Raw genomic sequence first — 19366 nt, 5'->3', positions numbered from 1 at the left:
TCAATTTGGAACAATATTTATAGCGATGAAAAAGCAAGAACAGAACCAATCGAAAAAAACACTTCATATTGATGAGTATGAATCTTCATTTTTAAAGGCGACCAGCACGGTAGCCAGATGTGGAAAATCGGTTTATATATGCTCCGACTTCCACAAGAAATTGACCAGAATCGTTTGTATTCTTGGAGACGGTGAAATTACGCTAACCGATTATATACATAATGTCCTAAGGCAACATTTTGAGAATTTCGATGATGAAATAAACGCGATCCACGCTATGAACCAGAAACCAATATTATAGCAATGGAAGTATTGATTTTAACATGCCTTTTAACGATAATCATACTTTTGTTGAAAGATAAATTGGTCATCAATAAGATTACAAGAAATCCGGTCGTCCCTCCAAAGAAAGATCCAAAAGACATCATGGGTAAATCCAGGTATGTTAGTCGCCTTTCTGCGCCAACAACATCCACTGAGAGCCAAATAAATGAGGGAAACGATAAAGAGGATAATTTTGAAATGAACACCGAGGGAAAGGGTTTAAAACATCCTGTTCCAGAGAAAAATTCTGAGGAAAATTCCGAGGAGGATATTGACTACGAGGAAGAAGAGGAAGAATTTAAAAACATAGTGGGTCCAAATGAGGTCAGAGGGTATGCCAAAGGGGTTTCCTTTCAGGAACTCAATGATGCCGGGCAGGTATTACGGGACGATTCGCCGGAACCCGCTTCTATTAAAAAGGCAGTCGCTGTAGTTCGTAAGATTGAAGGTACCGATCTTTTCTATCTATTGGAAAATGCTATGGATGGTTCTTCCCGTAAGATAGCAGATCTTTTGAATAAGAATTTGCCAAACGAGGCGGAACCTAAAACTTCTGAGAACGGTGATGATTTTGACATTGGGGATTTTCTTTAAGATCCCCTTTGTCTTTTTTAAAACCTGTGAAAATTTTAAAGAACCTTTTTTATAGAGAGTGATTTTCTCAACCACGGATATTACATTGAGCTAAGCGATAGTAAATCATGTGGTAGTAAACGAAATTAAATGCCAAAGGACGCCTCTCAATACACTTTTAGGCTAATCAAATGATTTATCGAACATTTTTGCTCTATAACAAAAAAATAATTTATTATGGAACAGGAAAAAAGACAATTACCAGTAATTGAGATAGAAGGGACAATTTTTCAATTTGACATTGACAAATTGGCGCTCATTGAAAAAAACAATCCAAGCAATGCAATCACTTTTGCGTATATGAAGGATCATGGTACACATTATTCCTTTAATTATAGTCCATTGTCTAAAAATCATGATTTTATTGTGACCAACCCCGATTTTGATGACACTGGAAAAATAATCCTTGATCCTTATTTTGAGACCAGCATTGAGGTTGTAATTCCGAGGATTACCGAACTTGATCCGTTGGGATTCAGTAAAAAGTACGGTTGTACTTCAAAAGATATGGTCGAAAAGACAGATTTTGAATTAATGGTTAACCAGGAGGTTTACAACAAGAGGATTGACGGCCATCCAGTAAAAGTAAATATCTGTGGCAATCAGTATGTAGTGGATCCTGACAATGACATATTATGGTCAATGGAAGGGAAACCTGATATTGAGCTTAAAGGTTTGGAAGATTATTACAGTGATAAAAACAGAAGCTATACTATTTTTTATGACCCCATAAGTGGCAATTTGATTGACATTTCAAAAGAGAGCAGAATGGATTCAGAGACTGTTCGGCTTGTAGAGATTCCGAACATACGTACGATTGATCCTATTGGAAAGAACCATGCCGAAGCCTTGCCACTTAAACTGGGCCTAATCTACCACGACCTTAAGCTGGAATATGATCTTGCATTCAGTCTTGGCGAGATCAGACAGGTAATTCCCATCACCAGAAATGAGCAGGGACAAATGGAATTATTGATTGAAGGCACTAGGTTTGTTGCCGATATCAACACCTTCGAATATCGCGATAAGTTAGATCCCGAAAATACAATACAATTGAAAGAGATGCAGGACAATGAGGAAGGTGGCTATATGGTTATATACAAAAATAAAGAAATATTTCTTCCTGAATTCGTTGAACTTGATCCTGAAGGAATGGCGAAGAAATATAATGTGTCGATTGATGAGGTTAAAAAGCATGATGATTTCTATTTTATGGTAGATCAAAAAGCGTTTGACATACGGATGCAAGGTCAATTACCCACGTTAGAAATCGAAGGTCATACCTTTACTGTTGACATGAGGATGAACATGCTCCGTTCAGCCACAGATTTCGCTTCTAAGGGGATCAGTTTTGATGAAATTGACCATTATTATTCAGAAGAAAAGGACGCTTATATTATACCTTATGATCCCATAAAAAAGGAGTTCCGGGAATTAGATTACGATAACCTGTTCAGTATCCCAAAAGATCTCATTGCTGTTGAATTTCCATTTCAAACCCAACTAGATCCTATTGGCTGGAACCGTGCCGGAGGATGGGATTTGAAAGAAGACTTAAAATGGCTTGGTGTAAAAAACCATTTTGAGGCAAAGACAATTCCATGGGAACAAACCTATATTGTCGATATAATCAAAGACAATAAAGAGGAACTTCAAAAAAGACAGGAAAATCAACAGAAGGATAGGCCAAAAAATCACGGTAAAGGAAGAAAGATGTAACCTAAAAAAAATGATAAAAATAAAAGTGCTGATCGAATGATCTAGCACTTTTTTTATTTTCTTATCAAGCTACAAAAACCTCTTTCCAATACCTTCTAACGCCAAATACAACCACTGAATTCCAAATTAAAAGGGTGCTTTAAATTCTATCTCACATTTGCCATGTAAGCCTGCAAGTAGCAGGAAAAGAATAACAAATAAGTCGTTTAAATCATGGAAAAACAAAGAAAAAGAATTTTGCTGACAGCAGTATTAATGCTATCAACAGTTGGTGCATTTGCACAGGGAAACGGACAGGGTGGTATTCAGGAGGCAACCCAGATGATCACTGGTTACTTTGATCCAGCAACCCAGCTTGTATATGCGATCGGCGCTGTGGTCGGGTTGATAGGGGGTGTCAAAGTTTACAACAAGTTCAGCAGCGGTGATCCCGATACTAGTAAGACTGCGGCAAGCTGGTTTGGCGCCTGCATATTCTTGATTGTTGCTGCTACGATCTTACGATCATTCTTCCTGTAGCCTTCCTTTCAAACCTTTAAATCAGCAGATATGACTACAAAAAATATAACTACTCCGCTTACTTATTATGGGGGTAAACAGAAACTTTCAAAGGTAATTATTCCACTTATTCCACCGCATAAAACATACGTTGAGCCTTTTGTAGGTGGCGGGGCTATATTTTGGTCAAAACCAATTACCGAGGTTGAAGTTATCAACGACTACAATAGAGAATTGATCAATTTCTACGAAATGGTGCAGAACCAGTTCGTAGAATTGGAAAAATTGATCAGAATAAGCCTTCACAGCAGATCATTACATAACGATGCGCTTGTCATTTATAACAACCCACATCTTTTTGATCGATTGAAGCGTGCCTGGGCAGTATGGGTTCTCTGCAACCAATCCTTTAGTTCTATTATCGGTGACGCCTGGGGGTATGATAAAACAAGCTCCACAACTGCTAAGAAGATCAGTAATAAACGTAACTCATTTTCAGAAGAATATGCGATAAGGTTACAGAATGTACAAATTGAAAACACGGATGCGCTACGCATAATCAATTCTCGTGATCATATTTCTGCATTTCATTATTGCGACCCACCATATTATAATTCTGATTGTGGGCATTACGATGGCTATTCAAAAGAAGATTATGCCTCCCTCCTTCAATGTCTATCCGAGATAAAGGGAAAATTTCTATTAAGTAGTTATCCAAGCCCTGAGTTGAAGCAATATATAAAAAATCAAGGTTGGTTCACTTTACAAATGCAGTCAAGTGTAATGGTTAACAACGCGCATGGAAAGCTACATAAAAAGAAGATTGAGGTCTTGACTGCCAATTACGACCTGAATGCGATTCAAGGAACTATAAACTTTTAAACCCTACCCATGAAAACATTTAATATCAATAAAGGTGTAGGTCGTTCGGTTGAGTTTAAAGGACTTAAAGCGCAATATCTTTTCATTTTTGCCGCAGGTCTTCTTGGTATACTGATCCTTGTGATGATCATGTATATGATCGGTATAAATTCCTATGTATGTCTAATCCTAGGAACGACTGGCTCATCGGTACTAATCTGGCAAACTTTCAGTCTAAATACGAAATATGGGGAACACGGGCTTATGAAAGCCGCATCCAAAAAGCGACATCCAAGATTTATTTCAAGCCGTAAACCCGTTCGGCGCTTTCTAAAATTCAGGTTGAACTCCAAATCCATTAAATCATGAGAAACATGGCTAAAACAAGGACTTTGGAATCAAAATTTCCACTCCTGGCAGTTGAAGAAAACTGTATTATTTCAAAAGAGGCAGACATAACAGTTTGTTTTAAAGTTATTCTTCCTGAGGTTTTTACGGTAGCGTCTGCCGAGTATGACGCCATGCACTCTGCCTGGCATAAAGCAATTAAGACCTTGCCCGATCATTCAATCGTGCTAAAACAGGATTGGTTCATTAAAGAAAGTTATGAACCAGATCTTTCCGATGAAGGAATAAGCTTTTTGGGAAAATCCTATCAACAACATTTTAATGAACGCCCCTTTTTGAACCACTACTGTTATCTATTTCTAACCAAGACCAGTAAAGAAAGAATGCGAATGCAATCTAATTTTTCGTCGCTGTGTAAAGGGGTCTTGATTCCAAAAGAAATCCGTGACAAAGAAAATATCCAGCGTTTTATGGAAGCAGTGGCGCAGTTTGAGCGGATTTTAAACGATAGCGGTTATATTGAGCTTGAGAGGCTTACTACAGAGGATATTACTGGAACTGAAAATCACCAGGGACTGTTGGATCAATATTTTACCCTTTCAAGGGCAAAAGATGAGCCATTACAGGATATTTCTTTGGGTAATGAGGAAGTCCGAATCGGGAACAAAAGGCTCTGTATGCACACATTGTCTGACACCGAGGACCTACCGGGAACAGTTTCGATCGATACACGATATGAGAAGCTCTCCACAGACCGAAGCGACTGTTTGCTATCATTTGCATCGCCTGTTGGCCTGCTGCTCAACTGTAATCATATCTATAATCAATACATCTTTCTGGATAATTCTGATGATAACCTTAGGAAGTTTGAGAAATCAGCGCGGAATATGCATTCGTTGGCGAAGTATAGCCGGAGTAACCAGATAAACAGAGAATGGATTGAGAAATATCTCAATGAAGCACATTCTTTCGGCCTTTCTTCGGTTCGGGCGCACTACAGTGTGATCGCCTGGTCAGACGATCCTTCTGAGCTAAAACGGATAAAAAATGATACTGGAAGCGCGCTGGCGCTCATGGAGTGTAAACCAAGACACAATACAGTAGATGTTGCCACATTATACTGGGCAGCAATGCCGGGTAATGCTGGGGATTTTCCAAGCGAGGAGAGTTTTTATACGTTTATTGAACCGGCTCTCTGTTTTTTCACCGCAGAAACAAATTATCACGATTCCCCGTCGCATTTCGGAATCAAAATGGCAGACCGTCTTACCGGAAAACCGGTTCATTTGGATATTTCGGACTATCCCATGAAAAAAGGGATAATCACAAACAGGAATAAGTTCATTTTAGGTCCTTCAGGTTCCGGAAAATCTTTTTTCACAAACCATATGGTACGTCAATACTGGGAACAAGGTTCCCACGTTCTGCTGATCGATACCGGAAACTCTTATCAGGGCTTATGTGAGATGATAAAGGGAAAAACGAAAGGTCAGGATGGTGTCTATTTCACGTACACCGAAGACAATCCGATTTCCTTTAATCCCTTTTATACCGATGACAATGCATTTGATATTGAAAAACGCGAAAGCATTAAAACACTAATACTGACACTATGGAAACGTGATGATGAACCTCCGAAGCGTTCCGAAGAAGTGGCACTCTCAAACGCTGTAAGCGGATATATTGATTATATCAAAAATAGCGAAGTTAAGCCATCATTCAATGGGTTTTATGAATATGTAAAAAATGACTATAAAAAAGTCCTTAAAGCTAAAGAAGTCCGTGAAAAAGATTTTGACCTGGCTAACTTTCTAAATGTCCTGGAACCCTACTATAAAGGTGGTGAGTACGACTATCTGTTAAATTCCGAAAAAGAGCTTGATTTACTTAATAAGAGATTTATTGTCTTTGAGGTGGACGCGATTAAAGATCATAAAATACTTTTTCCCATTGTGACCATCATTATTATGGAAACTTTCATTAATAAGATGAGACGGCTAAAGGGTATCAGAAAGCTAATTCTGATAGAAGAGGCTTGGAAAGCGATAGCAAAAGAAGGGTTCGCAGAGTACATAAAATACCTCTTTAAGACGGTTAGAAAGTTCTTCGGAGAAGCAATCGTGGTGACCCAAGAGGTTGATGATATCATTCATTCGCCTGTCGTCAAAGAGACTATCATCAATAATTCCGATTGCAAAATTCTTCTTGATCAGCGAAAATACATGAATAAGTTCGATGATATCCAAGCGATGTTGGGATTAACCGAAAAAGAGAAATCCCAGATACTTTCAATCAATATGAACAATGATCCTGCCCGAAAATACAAGGAGGTCTGGATCGGCCTGGGCGGAACCCACTCAGCGGTATACGCTACTGAAGTTTCAATGGCGGAATATTATGCCTATACCACGGAAGAAACCGAAAAGCTGGAGGTCATGCAACTGGCTGAGGAACTCGGCGGAAACGTTGAACATGCCATAAAGCGCATCGTACTCAAAAATACTGAAAATCAAAATAATAATTAATCTCTAAAATTTTAAAACAATGAAAAAAATCATTTTCATGGTAATGATGGCATTCACATTTGCCTTCACACCACTAGCGAAAGCACAATGGGTAGTTACCGATCCAACCAACCTTGCATCCGGTATTGTCAACAGCGCAAACGAGATTGTCCAGACATCCTCGACTGTTTCAAACGTAGTGAAGAATTTTAACGAGGTAAAACGGGTTTATGAACAGGGCAAAGAATACTATGATAAACTAAAGGCGGTAAACAACCTTGTAAAAGACGCCCGCAAAGTTCAGCAAACTGTCTTGCTTGTAGGGGACGTTTCTGAAATGTACGTCACCAACTTTGGTAAAATGATGAATGACCCCAATTTCAAACCAAATGAATTGGCAGCCATTGCAAACGGCTATTCTGCATTATTGAACGAAAGCACTGAGCTTTTGAAAGAATTAAAGCAAATTATCACCGCAAACGGCCTATCACTGAACGATAGGGAAAGAATGGAAGTCATTGACAAAGTTTATAAGGAAGTCAAAGAATACCATGCCCTTGTCAAATACTTCACCAATAAAAATATTTCGGTAAGTATTATCCGCGCCAAAAAGAAAAACAATACCAAAAGAGTACTTGAACTCTACGGTACTCCTGATCAAAAATACTGGTAAAATCATGGAATACGAGAACTTACACGAAATCTTGCGCTCACTCTATGATGAGATGATCCCTCTTTCAGCTGATATGGCGGGAGTGGCAAAGGGCGTAGCTGGATTGGGCGCGTTATTTTATGTTGCCCTCAAAGTATGGCAGGCATTAAGCCGCGCTGAACCTATCGACGTTTTCCCTTTACTGAGGCCCTTCGCACTTGGCATCTGTATCATGTTCTTCCCAACAATTGTATTGGGATCCATTAATGCTGTTTTAAGTCCAGTCGTAAAGGGAACCCATGCCATGCTGGAAAATCAGGTCATTGACCTTAATGCTTTACAGGAAAAGAAAGACCAATTGGAATATGAGGCAATGATCAGAAATCCTGAAAAAGCATATCTGGTATCAGATGAAGAATTCGACAAAAAGCTTGAAGAATTAGGCTGGTCACCGAGTGACCTATCCACAATGACCGGAATGTATTTTGAGCGCGGCATGTTCCAGCTGGGACAGAAAATAAAAGATGCTTTCAGGGAACTACTGGAAATATTATTCAATGCAGCGGCTTTGGTGATTGATACCATAAGAACATTCTTTCTGATAGTCCTTTCAATTCTTGGCCCGATTGCATTTGCCATAAGTGTCTGGGATGGCTTTCAGTCAACGTTAAATCAATGGTTTACCCGATATGTAAGCGTGTATTTATGGTTACCTGTTGCAGACCTGTTCAGTTCCATCCTTGCCAGGATTCAGTCTCTGATTCTGGAACGCGACATTGAAAATTTATCCGATCCCTCCTTTCTACCTGACACGACCAACACGGTCTATATCATCTTTATGATTATCGGAATAGTCGGATACTTTACGGTTCCGACAGTGACGGGCTGGATTATTCAGGCTTCTGGTGGAACAAATTACACCAAAAATATTCAGCAGGCGGCCAGTGTTGCCAGTGGTGGTGCGGGTGCAGTAGCTGGAAATATCGGTGGACAATTACTTAAAAAATAACAAATCTAAAAATTCTAAAAATTAAAAACATGGAATTTAAAACCCTCCGAAATATCGAAAATAGCTTCCGCCAGATTAGGCTTTATGCGATAATATTCGCCGTATTATGTACTGGAATAGTAGGATATGCAATCTGGAAGTCTTATAGTTTTGCGGAAAGGCAACGGGAAAAAATCTATGTTCTTGATCAGGGTAAATCATTGATGCTGGCGCTAGCACAAGATGCCAGCATCAACCGTCCTGTTGAAGCAAGAGAGCATGTGAGGCGTTTTCACGAACTATTTTTCACCTTGGCCCCGGATAAAAATGCAATTGAGAGTAATATGAAACGGGCTTTTAACCTCGCTGATAAAAGCGTTTTTGATTACTATAATGACCTGGCGGAAAAGGGATACTATAATCGCATCATAAGCGGAAATGTACAGCAACGGATTGAGGTTGATAGTGTTATCTGCAATTTCGATACTTACCCCTATTCTGCGAAAACTTATGCCACACAATTTATTATCCGTTCAAGCAACGTGACCAAGCGTAATCTGGTGACTTCCTGTAATCTTCTAAACTCCGTTCGGTCTGACAATAATCCACAGGGCTTCAATATCGAGAAATTCGCCGTGTTGGAGAACAGAGATCTAGAAGTTGTAGAACGTTAAATCTATCATTATGAATATAAGAACAAAAATCGAAAATCGTATCAATGATCTTGACGACCATTGGCGCGAATTGCCCGTAAAAAAGCAGCGAAAATATACTTTATACTTTTTCCTGTTCTATACCATTTTAACACTCATCGTTGTTGCCAAGGTAGGCGTAGATGCCGGAGCAGTAGATCCGGAGGTCGCAATCCGGCATATTGAGAATCCTGTGGGAAAGGCAGAAAGGTCTTCTCAAAAAAAGACGGATAGTATTTCAATTAACTTAAAAAATGAGAATAATGGAAAATAAAGAGAATAAACGGATCAGCATTCTAGTCGAAGATTCAGACCAGAAATCCGATGATTTAATCAATGGGAATGAGAAATCCAATCTGGAAAAGTTTAAAAAACCATTGATTTATGTTCTAATGGGGATCGTTTTCCTTGCCTGCCTTTATTTAATTTTTAAACCATCGGCCGATAAGGATGAAAATAAAGATTCCGGCCTCAATGGTGCTGTTCCGCAGGCAACAGAAAAAGGAATGCAGTCTGATAAACAAAAAGCCTATGAACAGGCCATGATGGATGAAAAAAATCAGCAGAAAAAGACCATGCTTACATCACTTTCTGATTACTGGAACAGTGATAGCACGATGCAAGCTGATAATCAGGCTTCCAGATTGAATTTAAGCGCAGCAAACAATACATTAGGAAAAACCAATCAAACTGAAAATACTGCTTTGAACTCCTATCGGAATGCGCAGGCGACTTTAGGTTCATTTTATAACAGTAACGAAAACTACGAATCGAAGGAACTTCGCAAAGAAATTGCCGGACTAAAAAGGCAACTTGATGAGAGGGATGCAAACCCCGCTCCTTTGACAGTTAATGACCAATTACAACTCATGGAAAAATCCTACCAGATGGCGTCCAAGTATCTTCCTAATAATCGTGGTGAGCAAAAAACGACAGATAGTACAACCAGAAGAAATACGCAGATTCAGAAAGAAACTTTTGTTGCATTTTCACCTTTGCGCGCCAATGTAGTTTCTGCCCTTTATCGTGAACCTACAGATAAAGATTTTTTGGAGAGCGTTAGCGGAGAAAGAAACCGTGGATTTTACACCGTAGGCGTTACAGAACAGGTTTCCAAGCCGAAGAATAGCATCCGGGCATGCATTCATGAGACTACGACCATAACCACTGATGGAACGGTGAAGTTACGATTACTTGAATCTGCGAAAACTCCGGATTTTACTATTCCCTCCGGATCTATTGTTACAGCGGGAGCAAAATTCAACAATGGACGCTTACAGCTAAAGATTTCATCAATCGAGTCCAGCGGAAATATTTTCCCTGTCGATATCAATATTTATGATCTGGACGGTCAACAAGGACTGAATGTGCCTTATTCAGCTGAAATGAATGCTGTGGGTGAGATTGCGTCCAATATGAGCCAATCTTCTGGAACTTCAATAATGATGAGCCGTTCCGCGGGCCAGCAAATAGCAGGAGATCTATCACGTGGATTAGTACAAGGTATTTCGGGATATTTCTCAAAAAAGGTGCGTACACCTAAAGCGATGCTAAAAGCTGGTCATCAGATCTTTCTGGTCTCAAAAAAATAATATTAAACCTTAAATCGAATAGAAATGAAATCGAACATTAAAAAAATATTAATAACGATTTGTGCAATGCTTGGTTTTATAAATTCACAGGCACAAGCAATTACGGACTCTTTAATTCACAATTTTAATTCGAGTGAAGTTGATCCATACCATATCACTGTTACTTTTAATAAAACAACGCACCTGATCTTTCCCTCCGCGATTCGTTACGTTGATTTGGGAAGTGAATTTCTTACTGCGGGGAAAGCTGATGATGCGAAGAATGTATTACGAATCAAAGCGGCAGTGAAAGATTTTGAAGAGGAATCCAATTTCTCGGTGATTACAGATGATGGAAAGTTTTACAGCTTCAGTGTTTTTTACAGCTCCTATCCGCAGATCCTAACCTATAATCTTGAATTAATGGATAAACCTGGGTCAAACAGCAGAGCCAATATACATCTGGAAGATCTGGGCTTTTCTCCATCTGTTCCAGATCAGCTCATGGAAGCTATCTATAAAAGAAACAGAAATAATATTAGGCACATTGCTTCCAAAGGTTTCGGAATTCAATTCAGTCTCAAAGGGATTTATATACACGAAGGGAAATATTACTTTAATACACAAATCCAAAATAAAACCAATGTTTCCTATCAGATAGACTTTATAAACTTTAAGATCATCGATAAAAAAGTCGCTAAGCGCGCTGTATTTCAGGAAAAGCCATTAAATATCGTCAGAACGTATAGCGATCTTTCACAAATTCCAGAAAACAAAGCGTGCCGTGAAGTTTATCTATTGGACCAGTTCACATTGGATCACGACAAGATACTGGTCATTGAAGTTTTTGAAAAGAACGGAGGTCGGCATCAAAGGCTGGAAATCGAAAATGACGATTTGATCCGTGCGATACTGTTAAAGGATCTCCCACTGAAAATTAAGTAACATTTTTATTTAAAACAATATGAAAAAGATATTAAGCATATTTTTAATGGTTATAATGCCATTTACTTCTCTTTTGGCACAACGGTTATTACCGCATCAAAAAGGATTGCAGATCAGCGTTGGTAGGTTTTCCAATGATAAACCGAAAGACAATTATTTTGTCAATCTGGAACTGACAACCAATCACAAAAAAGGAAACTATCATTTTTTTTCTACAGAATATCAACGAAGGACAGCATTCTATGCTGAAAGTCCAATTCCGATAGAAACATTTCTACTATCAGGAGGTTACAGTTTCCGTCTTATTGGTTTACCCAATAAGAGTATCAATTTAAATACGGGAATAGAAGCCAGCGGCGGTTATCAGCAGGTAAATCACAACAAGTTACTGCTACAGGATGGTTCACAGATAAACAATAAAAGCAGTTTCGTTTACGGTGCTGGGGGAAGGTTGACATTAGAGACTTATCTTACCAATTTTATCATCATTTCCATACAAGCGAGGGCGAAATATATTTGGGGAACAGATTTTAATCAATTCCGGCCTTCTGCGGGTATTGGCCTTCGTTTTAACCTTTAAAATTTAAGAATATGAAAACCTTAAAAAACGCTAAATTCCAGTATAGCTGGTTCATTCTACTTTTGGGCATTTCCTTATTATTCTCATGTAAAAATGATGATCTTGATATCCAGCAGAACTTCCCATTTGAGGTTGTTGTACTTCCTGTTAACAAAACAATTGCCGTAGGACATACTGAGACAATCTCCATGAAAATCAAAAATACAGGAAGTTATTCAGGCGTCCAATATTTCTTTAGATATTTTCAATATGACGGAAATGGAAATTTGATCTATCAAATTGGTACTGCAGGAAAAAAAGCATTTTTGCCTAATAAGGTATACTTTCTATCCGATGCCAAGAGCGCGGAGATCACATTCTACTATACTTCTCAATCCAATGTCACGCAGGCATTTGATATTTGGATATTAGATAGTTTTGGAAATGAAAGACAACTTAGCTTTCAATTCAACAATGCAGATTAATTTCAATAAAGGGGCAGCAATCAGGTTCTGACTATCCCTTTAGTCTATTTACTCCAAAATCTTAAGTATGATTATCCAAGAGAAGGATTATATGGAAGTTATTGATTACTTAAAAGCTACGCTTGATAGAGGTGAAAAATACATTGCCTATGATTTTAATGATGAATCAAACAATCTTGATCACATAAAGTCACTTCCTACTTTTCAGTCACACTTTGATGCCATTGAATATTCTTTTGAATATACAACAGATGTTGACCTAGTGAGTTATCTATCTATTGAATGGGCACATAAAGCAATGCTCGAGGCTATTAAAGATCCGTCCTTGCTTATTAAAATTAAAAATGGACAGTTGATTGATATAGGATTAACTACTTTTTTCTATCTGGAAAGGCTAGAAAAAGAACAAACGAACACTACTAAAAATCAGGATATTACCAATGAAAATTATAGTAAGAATGACAAAAAAGTTGATATTATCAGGCAAATTGGAAAAGAAAGTCCGTTTGCTCAACAAAAAGATAAACAAGACCAAGGTATTTCAGATCAAAAAAAGATCAATAAACCGAAACGGAAAAGAGGATTCGGATTCTAGAAAAAATCTGGTTTGTCGGATTATAGATCTGAAAGAATAAATTTAAAGGGCTGCTTCAATAAGAGGCAGCTCTTTATAATTCTATCCAAACCCTATAAAAATTATTTTTCGTATTTTTAATGTAACCAAATCACTGAATATGACACCCTTATTAGTTATGGGCATTACTGCCTTAATTCTTGGACTCGCATTACGTTATTGGATAAACAGACGAAAATTTTACCGCCGTGGTCCCGCTGGTGCAGAGGGATTTTCAAGCTATGAAAAGGCTGTAGGCATCACATTTCTTGAAAGGATGGGCAAATGGTTCGCGTATGCCTTAATCATTTTGGGAATTGGTTTTTTATGGACAGCGCGCACTTATAAGAAAGATCAGGAAAGACGCCAAAAGAAGATTGAAGCTTATCAGAAATAAGCTTTTTTAAAGCTAAAATTTAAAATATTCTTATCCTTATATCTCTGGTCGTAGAATTACGACAATTTCTCAAAAAGGTGGTATAAAATTTTGTCAGGAATTTTTATAGTTATATATTGGCTTACCAAGTCATTAATTATTAACCTATTAAAACCGATAATGAATCATTTATTTAACATTCAAATCACCTCTTGTTGAGGTATATCCGATAGTTTTCGCTATAATTATAAGCAAGTGAAATCAATGTAAATGAAATAGGAACCACCTATTTATTTACAGTTGTCCTCAAAGAATCCTACCAAAAGGATTATATATTATTTAAACACAACCGAAAAAATTATTATCATGTTTCAAGAAGACAAGAATCTTTCCCATACCGGAAAGTATTCGGATAAAATGAATTATGAGAACGAATTCAGAAAAAATGTAAATATTGAAAACCTGAAAAACGATGCCTTAAAAGTTAAAGACGCTATAAGTTCAGGAAACCAGATGTTCAATAAGCCGATAACCCCTAACGAAGCGGACATTTCCAATGAAAAGATCTGGAGCAATCAGCCGACTTCAAAGATTTTCAATGCCCAGGCCATACCGGAGAATGCAATTTCTGGAATTAACCGGGTTGTAAAACTTGACATTCATGTCGAAGGTAAGCAAATCAAGCATTTTAAACATTTTAGATTAAAACAGAAGGTATCTAACCATCACAAGTTTGAAATGGTTCTTGCACACGATGCATTGGGAGATCCTGAGAACCATAATCTTGAAAACGCACAGACCTTTCTAGGGAAGAGAATCACTGTAGTTTTTAAATATAAAGATGTGGATCAAAGCCCAGAGAGAAATTTTGTCGGTGTTATTACACAGGTTGGATTTAGTCAGGAAAAAGGCAGTTTAGGGAACATTGTTCTTAAGGGCTATAGTCCAACGATCTTATTAGACGCGGCTCCTCATATACAAAGTTTCGGAGGTTCGCAACCGATCAGCTTGAATAGCATCGCAAATGAAGTAATTAAAGAAGCCCTGGATCAAGGGAAATTTGATTTTCGTGTTGATGCTCAGCATGGCAATATTTCTTACAGTTGTCAATATGAGGAAACACATTTTAATTACCTGTCAAGAATTGCTGAAGCTTATGGTGAGCAGTTCTTTTATGATGGCGAGATTCTTCATTTTGGTAAATTGCCACCCCAGGAGAAACCAATAAAATTGGTGTATGGAAGCAATTTGAGTGATGTAAAGATCAAAATGAAGGCACAGCATGTTAAACCAACTTTTTATGGCTACAATAGTAGTAAAGATGAAAAGTTTATCGGAAGCAATTCAAAAATCACACATACTTCAGACATTGCAAAACGTGCTTATGAGATTTCAGAACGCACTTTTCAAACACCTTCTTTACGTGTTGCTCCTATCAAAGCGATATCTTTTATGGATATTGATGCTTCTCAAAAAGGTACAGCAGGGAGCAAAGCCGCTGAGGTACTCGTCACCTCTGGAAAAACAAGTTTGCCATTTCTTTATCCAGGATGCATATCTGATATAGAAATGCGTAAACCGGATTCCAATGAGACTACTTTCTTTACGAAATTAATGGTTATTGAAGCTCTTCATGAGGTGGATGCCAGAGGCTATTATGAAGGATCATTTAAAGCAATTGCCTCCGATACGGGCTTTCTTCCAAGACCAGAATATATCAATCCATTAGCGGAGCCACAGTTTGCAAAAGTAACATCCAATACCGATCCATTAAATCAGGGAAGAGTCCAGGTACAGTTGGACTGGCAAAAAGGTCAGGATACCACGGAGTTTATCCGCGTTATGTCACCAGATGCAGGAAGCAGCGATAAAGTTGGAAAAAACCGGGGATTTATGTCCATACCAGAAGTTGGAGACCAGGTAATTGTCAATTATGTCCATCTGCATCCTGATCGTCCTTTTGTTATGGGAGGAATGTATCACGGAGGGATTGGCGCCGGAGGAGGAGAAGGAAATAATATCAAAAGTCTTAGTAGCAGAAGTGGAAATAAGCTAGAATTGAATGATGGTGAAGGATCAGTTTTCCTGACAGATCAAGGTGGGGCGAACATGAAATTTGATGGTGCTGGGAATGCGAACACCAATGCTACCAAGAATAAATCAGTTTCTGTGGGTGAAAAAAATACGGTAACTGTTGGAGATACCCACAAAACAGATGTTGGAAATGGTCAAAGTGTGCTTACAATGGGAAAAGATGGTGTCATTGATTTAAGCTCGCTGGAAAAGCTAACCCTAAAAGTTGGTGACAACAGTCTTGAAATCTCAACGGCAGGAATCAAGGTGAACGGAACAAAAATAGAAATTACTGGCGAAGGTTCTTGGAGTGGTGGAAACGTATTTATTAATTAAGGTTATCTGAATGGAATATATAAATTTTAAGACCTTAAGTAATAAGAAATACCTCGTCAACATAATTAGCAATATGCTTCTAAATGGGATGGTGAGTGAAACAGAAGTGGAATTAAGGTGGATGCTTACACTTAAAGAAATAGGCTCCCACTATTATACTTTTGAACTTATTACGCTTGATCACCGTATGGTAAAAGCGGACAACATGGGATACATAGAAATTCACAAAGTTGTCAGTCAATTACAAAAGGCTCTCAATGAAATCACTTTTACCGTAGATAAGCAAGGTAAACTTCTGCAGGTTAAAAATTTGGAACAGATAAAGGAACGATGGGAAGACGTAAAAGCCGAGACAATTGAATACAATAAGGCCAATACCTCATTGGTTGAGTTGTTTAAAATCCAAGATGAAGCTTTTGAAAAAATTGGCGGTGTCGATGCTATGGTCAGGGCTATGGAATTTTTTGACATATTTTTAAATAATATTTATGGCAGAGATTTTTTTGGTAGAATTAAAAAAACTATTCCAAATCTATTTAGGTCAGGTTCAATCCCTTTTGAGGTGAAGTATGACGGGAATAAAAGTCAGGATAAGGAAAATATCTACAATATCAAGATTGATGGGTATCCAAATATCGTAGCAGAGAATCATCTGAAAGATTTATATGGCGGGTTCCCGATTTTGGATTTTGATGCTTTAAAACCGGTCTATCTGTATAACGCACAATACAATATAGACCTATTGAGTGGATTTATTATTGATGGGGAGGTGAATTTTTCTGAGGCGATCAATGATAAATTTGGAGGTGAAGTTCATTATAAAATTAAACAGTATGAGTGAATCAGAACAAACCGGCTACGTCGCATTGACCAGTGATATGTATTTTACCTGTTCTTCTGGTCTTGCTCCGGCAAAGATGTACCCGACACAAACAAACCACGGGACAAAAGATAAATTCTATTATTTAGTTAAAGATGATACTGCAACACAACAGATGGGAGATTTCTGTTGCCGTTGGACAGTGGTCATAGCTGCGGCAATAGCAGCAGCTGGCATTGTTACGGGAGGTGCAGCATTGGTTGTATTAGCTGCCGTCGCTGTGGCAGCGAGTGCTGCACTTTGTGGAGGGCTGGCTGCTCCTTTCAGGAAGTGGGTAGGTTACTCCACGTTAAATGCCTATGGTCGTAGAGATGCCTATTCTTTAACTTCAAAATGCCAAATGACTTGCATTATAGGTGGCACGATTACTTATGCAGAAGGAATTACAAGTACCTGGCAGGCTATGATCTACACCGCTAGAAACACAGGTTGGGCAGTTTTAGAAGGTGCTATGCTGGGTAAACTTGGATCGGCAGGGTTTGGCGCTTTCGCAGGAACAGCGACACCGACGATGTCTACAGCCTTGCTCAATTTTGCTTTTTTGAATGTTTCCGCAAGGGGAATTGCTGTTGTAGATCAAGTAGGCTTCGAGGGGATATTAAGAAATGGTAAAAATCTAAGCGAAACAGGTGACGAAGTTATTTCAGGTTTAACTATGTTTGAGCAACCTTTCATTCAGATATACCAAAAAGCAACTGGCGCAAATCCACAACCATTGAATTGGCAGGATTTTTATTATGCTGGATTATCACTTGTTGGGCAAAGAGCGATGGTTGAAAGTGCGAGGACAAATCCAAATCTGGCAGTTGGAATTTATAAACAGGGAGCACAAGTAGCAAATGCCCTAAAAAATGGTAAGCTTTTTGAGCGTGTTACTTTAGAGGCCAGATTTGGATTGCAATCACTGTATGATAATCCTGTTTGGCGTGCCTTGTGGGAACAAGCAAAGGAAAATATTAGAAATACGGGAAATGAAAATCCTTTAACCAGATATGAGAATGGTCAACGTGGTAGAATCCCTAACAGAAGAAGAAATGTATCATACGAAAGAGAAGCATTCAGTTATGTTGAACAAGAATTTAGAAAGCTAGCTGCTGAACAAGGTGTTGATGTTCCAAGTGGTCAGATACATCACAACAATTGGCCTATTGAAAAGTATTCAGATAATGCGCTTGATCCTAAAAATCTTTATCCTACGGAACCAAAAACGGCAACTGAAAATCAGCATAGAGATATTCACAGGACTACAAGTACTGGACCACATCCATACAATACACCAATAAGTCCTAAGCACGAAAAACCTTTGTACGAATATAATCCACGTCCATTTGATGATAATGATGACGATTAAAATATGAAAGAAATTTTAAATGAAATTTGTTCAGATCCCAGAATAACTGAGATTTCTATGGGAACAATAAGACCCTTTAGTGAATATAGCGGTTGGGAATATTATGGAACTACATCCAAAAATGATAAAGCAGACTTTCCCTTTCCTCCGTTATTTATTCCGATCATAATTGATTATAATTCCACTCCAGTAGCAGAGGGAATTATTAAGCATTGGTTTTGTGAGCGAGAATATACATTTGGATATATTGATTTTGGAAACGGTTTTCTAATAGGTGAGTCTGCCAGAAGCTCTGAACAGTTTATTGAAGGAATGTTATTTGAACAATTTATTGATCAATTCAATTATGTGATGACTGATGAATTTCTAAGTCTTGCTAAAAAATTGCAGATTTCAGAGGAAGCTTTATCTAAATTTTATGAAATTAGTGAAAGGGAAACTAATAACACTGAATGTTTTCTTACAATTTTCATTGAGAATCAACCATTAAACTGCATCTACAATAAAAATAACTATAACGGTAGTCATCCTAGCAATGAATTAGTAATTATTGAAAGAAATATTTTACAGGCTTCTTTCTTTGAAATTTTTCAAAAGGAATGGCTTGGATACGGTATTAAAAATAGAGGATTTTCATTTTTTAATAGGAAACCTAAATATCAGCCCCTAGATAATATTCCTGATTGGCTTAAACCGGATATTGAAAAGAAAGAATTATTTGAATATTACATGGTAAAAAAAGAATATGACAAAGCTTGGCTTACAATAAATGGACCTGGCTTTAATCCTAACGAGGTTGGAGAAAGATTACAGCGGCTAAAACAAGTCTCTACTGAGAAAGCATTTCATTTATGGGCTGACTTCTGGTGTAGTAAATACGGTCACATGGATAGTTTTATTTTTGTTTAAGTGTGAGGCGAAATTAAAGAATGAATTTCACAGTTCATAAACATAGCAA

General features: G+C 38.0%; 21 protein-coding genes. All 21 read left to right on the top strand.

The annotated features are described in order from the left end of the window. The first annotated feature begins 25 nt into the window (after positions 1-25). Entirely contained in the window at positions 26-301 is a 276-nt protein-coding gene (locus tag ACWPWS_RS00385; RefSeq protein ID WP_454045082.1) for a DUF3408 domain-containing protein, read from the top strand. A gap of 2 nt (positions 302-303) precedes the next feature. Further along, entirely contained in the window at positions 304-918 is a 615-nt protein-coding gene (locus ACWPWS_RS00380) for a conjugal transfer protein TraD (RefSeq protein ID WP_454045081.1), read from the top strand. A 216-nt stretch (positions 919-1134) separates the two neighbouring features. Then, a complete protein-coding gene (locus ACWPWS_RS00375) occupies positions 1135-2676 on the top strand; it encodes a hypothetical protein (RefSeq protein ID WP_454045080.1) in 1542 nt (513 codons plus the stop codon). 213 nt (positions 2677-2889) lie between these two features. Next, on the top strand, positions 2890-3195 hold the full coding sequence (locus ACWPWS_RS00370; RefSeq protein WP_116011302.1) for a DUF4134 domain-containing protein: 306 nt from the start codon (positions 2890-2892) through the stop codon (positions 3193-3195). 30 nt (positions 3196-3225) lie between these two features. Continuing rightward, the gene (locus tag ACWPWS_RS00365; protein ID WP_454045079.1) at positions 3226-4056 is read left to right on the top strand and encodes a DNA adenine methylase; all 831 of its coding nucleotides are present in this window, start codon (positions 3226-3228) and stop codon (positions 4054-4056) included. 9 nt (positions 4057-4065) lie between these two features. Further along, positions 4066-4404, top strand: a complete 339-nt coding sequence (locus ACWPWS_RS00360; protein ID WP_454045078.1) for a DUF4133 domain-containing protein — start codon at positions 4066-4068, stop codon at positions 4402-4404. After that, positions 4401-6908 carry a TraG family conjugative transposon ATPase gene (locus ACWPWS_RS00355; protein ID WP_454045077.1) on the top strand — a complete coding sequence of 836 codons (2508 nt, stop codon included), beginning with the start codon at positions 4401-4403 and terminating at the stop codon, positions 6906-6908. Before ACWPWS_RS00360 ends, ACWPWS_RS00355 begins: the two co-directional genes overlap by 4 nt. 19 nt (positions 6909-6927) lie before the next feature. Then, positions 6928-7560: a DUF4141 domain-containing protein gene (locus tag ACWPWS_RS00350; protein WP_454045076.1), complete on the top strand. Its 633-nt coding sequence runs from the start codon at positions 6928-6930 to the stop codon at positions 7558-7560. Between the two features lie 4 nt (positions 7561-7564). After that, on the top strand, positions 7565-8548 hold the full coding sequence (gene traJ, locus ACWPWS_RS00345) for a conjugative transposon protein TraJ (protein ID WP_454045075.1): 984 nt from the start codon (positions 7565-7567) through the stop codon (positions 8546-8548). A gap of 29 nt (positions 8549-8577) precedes the next feature. After that, the gene (traK, locus tag ACWPWS_RS00340) at positions 8578-9201 is read left to right on the top strand and encodes a conjugative transposon protein TraK (RefSeq protein ID WP_454045074.1); all 624 of its coding nucleotides are present in this window, start codon (positions 8578-8580) and stop codon (positions 9199-9201) included. A gap of 10 nt (positions 9202-9211) precedes the next feature. Next, positions 9212-9493 (top strand): nitrogen regulatory IIA protein, encoded by a 282-nt coding sequence (locus tag ACWPWS_RS00335; protein WP_454045073.1) that lies wholly within the window; start codon positions 9212-9214, stop codon positions 9491-9493. Continuing rightward, entirely contained in the window at positions 9483-10811 is a 1329-nt protein-coding gene (gene traM, locus ACWPWS_RS00330; RefSeq protein WP_454045072.1) for a conjugative transposon protein TraM, read from the top strand. The genes ACWPWS_RS00335 and traM overlap by 11 nt, the downstream gene beginning before the upstream one ends. 24 nt (positions 10812-10835) lie before the next feature. Then, positions 10836-11735, top strand: coding sequence for a conjugative transposon protein TraN (gene traN / locus ACWPWS_RS00325; RefSeq protein WP_454045071.1), 900 nt, complete (start codon positions 10836-10838; stop codon positions 11733-11735). Positions 11736-11754: 19 nt separating this feature from the next. Then, entirely contained in the window at positions 11755-12315 is a 561-nt protein-coding gene (locus tag ACWPWS_RS00320; RefSeq protein WP_454045070.1) for a conjugal transfer protein TraO, read from the top strand. An 11-nt stretch (positions 12316-12326) separates the two neighbouring features. Next, complete coding sequence (locus ACWPWS_RS00315) at positions 12327-12779, top strand: TraQ conjugal transfer family protein (protein WP_454045069.1); 453 nt, start codon at positions 12327-12329, stop codon at positions 12777-12779. Positions 12780-12846: 67 nt separating this feature from the next. Continuing rightward, a complete protein-coding gene (locus ACWPWS_RS00310; protein ID WP_454045068.1) occupies positions 12847-13374 on the top strand; it encodes a hypothetical protein in 528 nt (175 codons plus the stop codon). Between the two features lie 139 nt (positions 13375-13513). Continuing rightward, a complete protein-coding gene (locus ACWPWS_RS00305; protein ID WP_454045067.1) occupies positions 13514-13789 on the top strand; it encodes a molybdenum ABC transporter permease in 276 nt (91 codons plus the stop codon). 345 nt (positions 13790-14134) lie between these two features. Further along, complete coding sequence (locus ACWPWS_RS00300) at positions 14135-16177, top strand: type VI secretion system Vgr family protein (RefSeq protein ID WP_454045066.1); 2043 nt, start codon at positions 14135-14137, stop codon at positions 16175-16177. Between the two features lie 88 nt (positions 16178-16265). After that, positions 16266-17018, top strand: coding sequence for a hypothetical protein (locus tag ACWPWS_RS00295; protein WP_454045065.1), 753 nt, complete (start codon positions 16266-16268; stop codon positions 17016-17018). Continuing rightward, on the top strand, positions 17011-18408 hold the full coding sequence (locus ACWPWS_RS00290; RefSeq protein WP_454045064.1) for a hypothetical protein: 1398 nt from the start codon (positions 17011-17013) through the stop codon (positions 18406-18408). The genes ACWPWS_RS00295 and ACWPWS_RS00290 overlap by 8 nt, the downstream gene beginning before the upstream one ends. Before the next feature lie 3 nt (positions 18409-18411). Next, on the top strand, positions 18412-19317 hold the full coding sequence (locus ACWPWS_RS00285; protein WP_454045063.1) for a hypothetical protein: 906 nt from the start codon (positions 18412-18414) through the stop codon (positions 19315-19317). Positions 19318-19366: the final 49 nt, after the last annotated feature.

This window comes from Chryseobacterium sp. Marseille-Q8038 (assembly GCF_965111995.1).
Note: the sequence above shows the minus strand (reverse complement) of the source record. Positions and strands in the feature narration are given on the sequence as shown.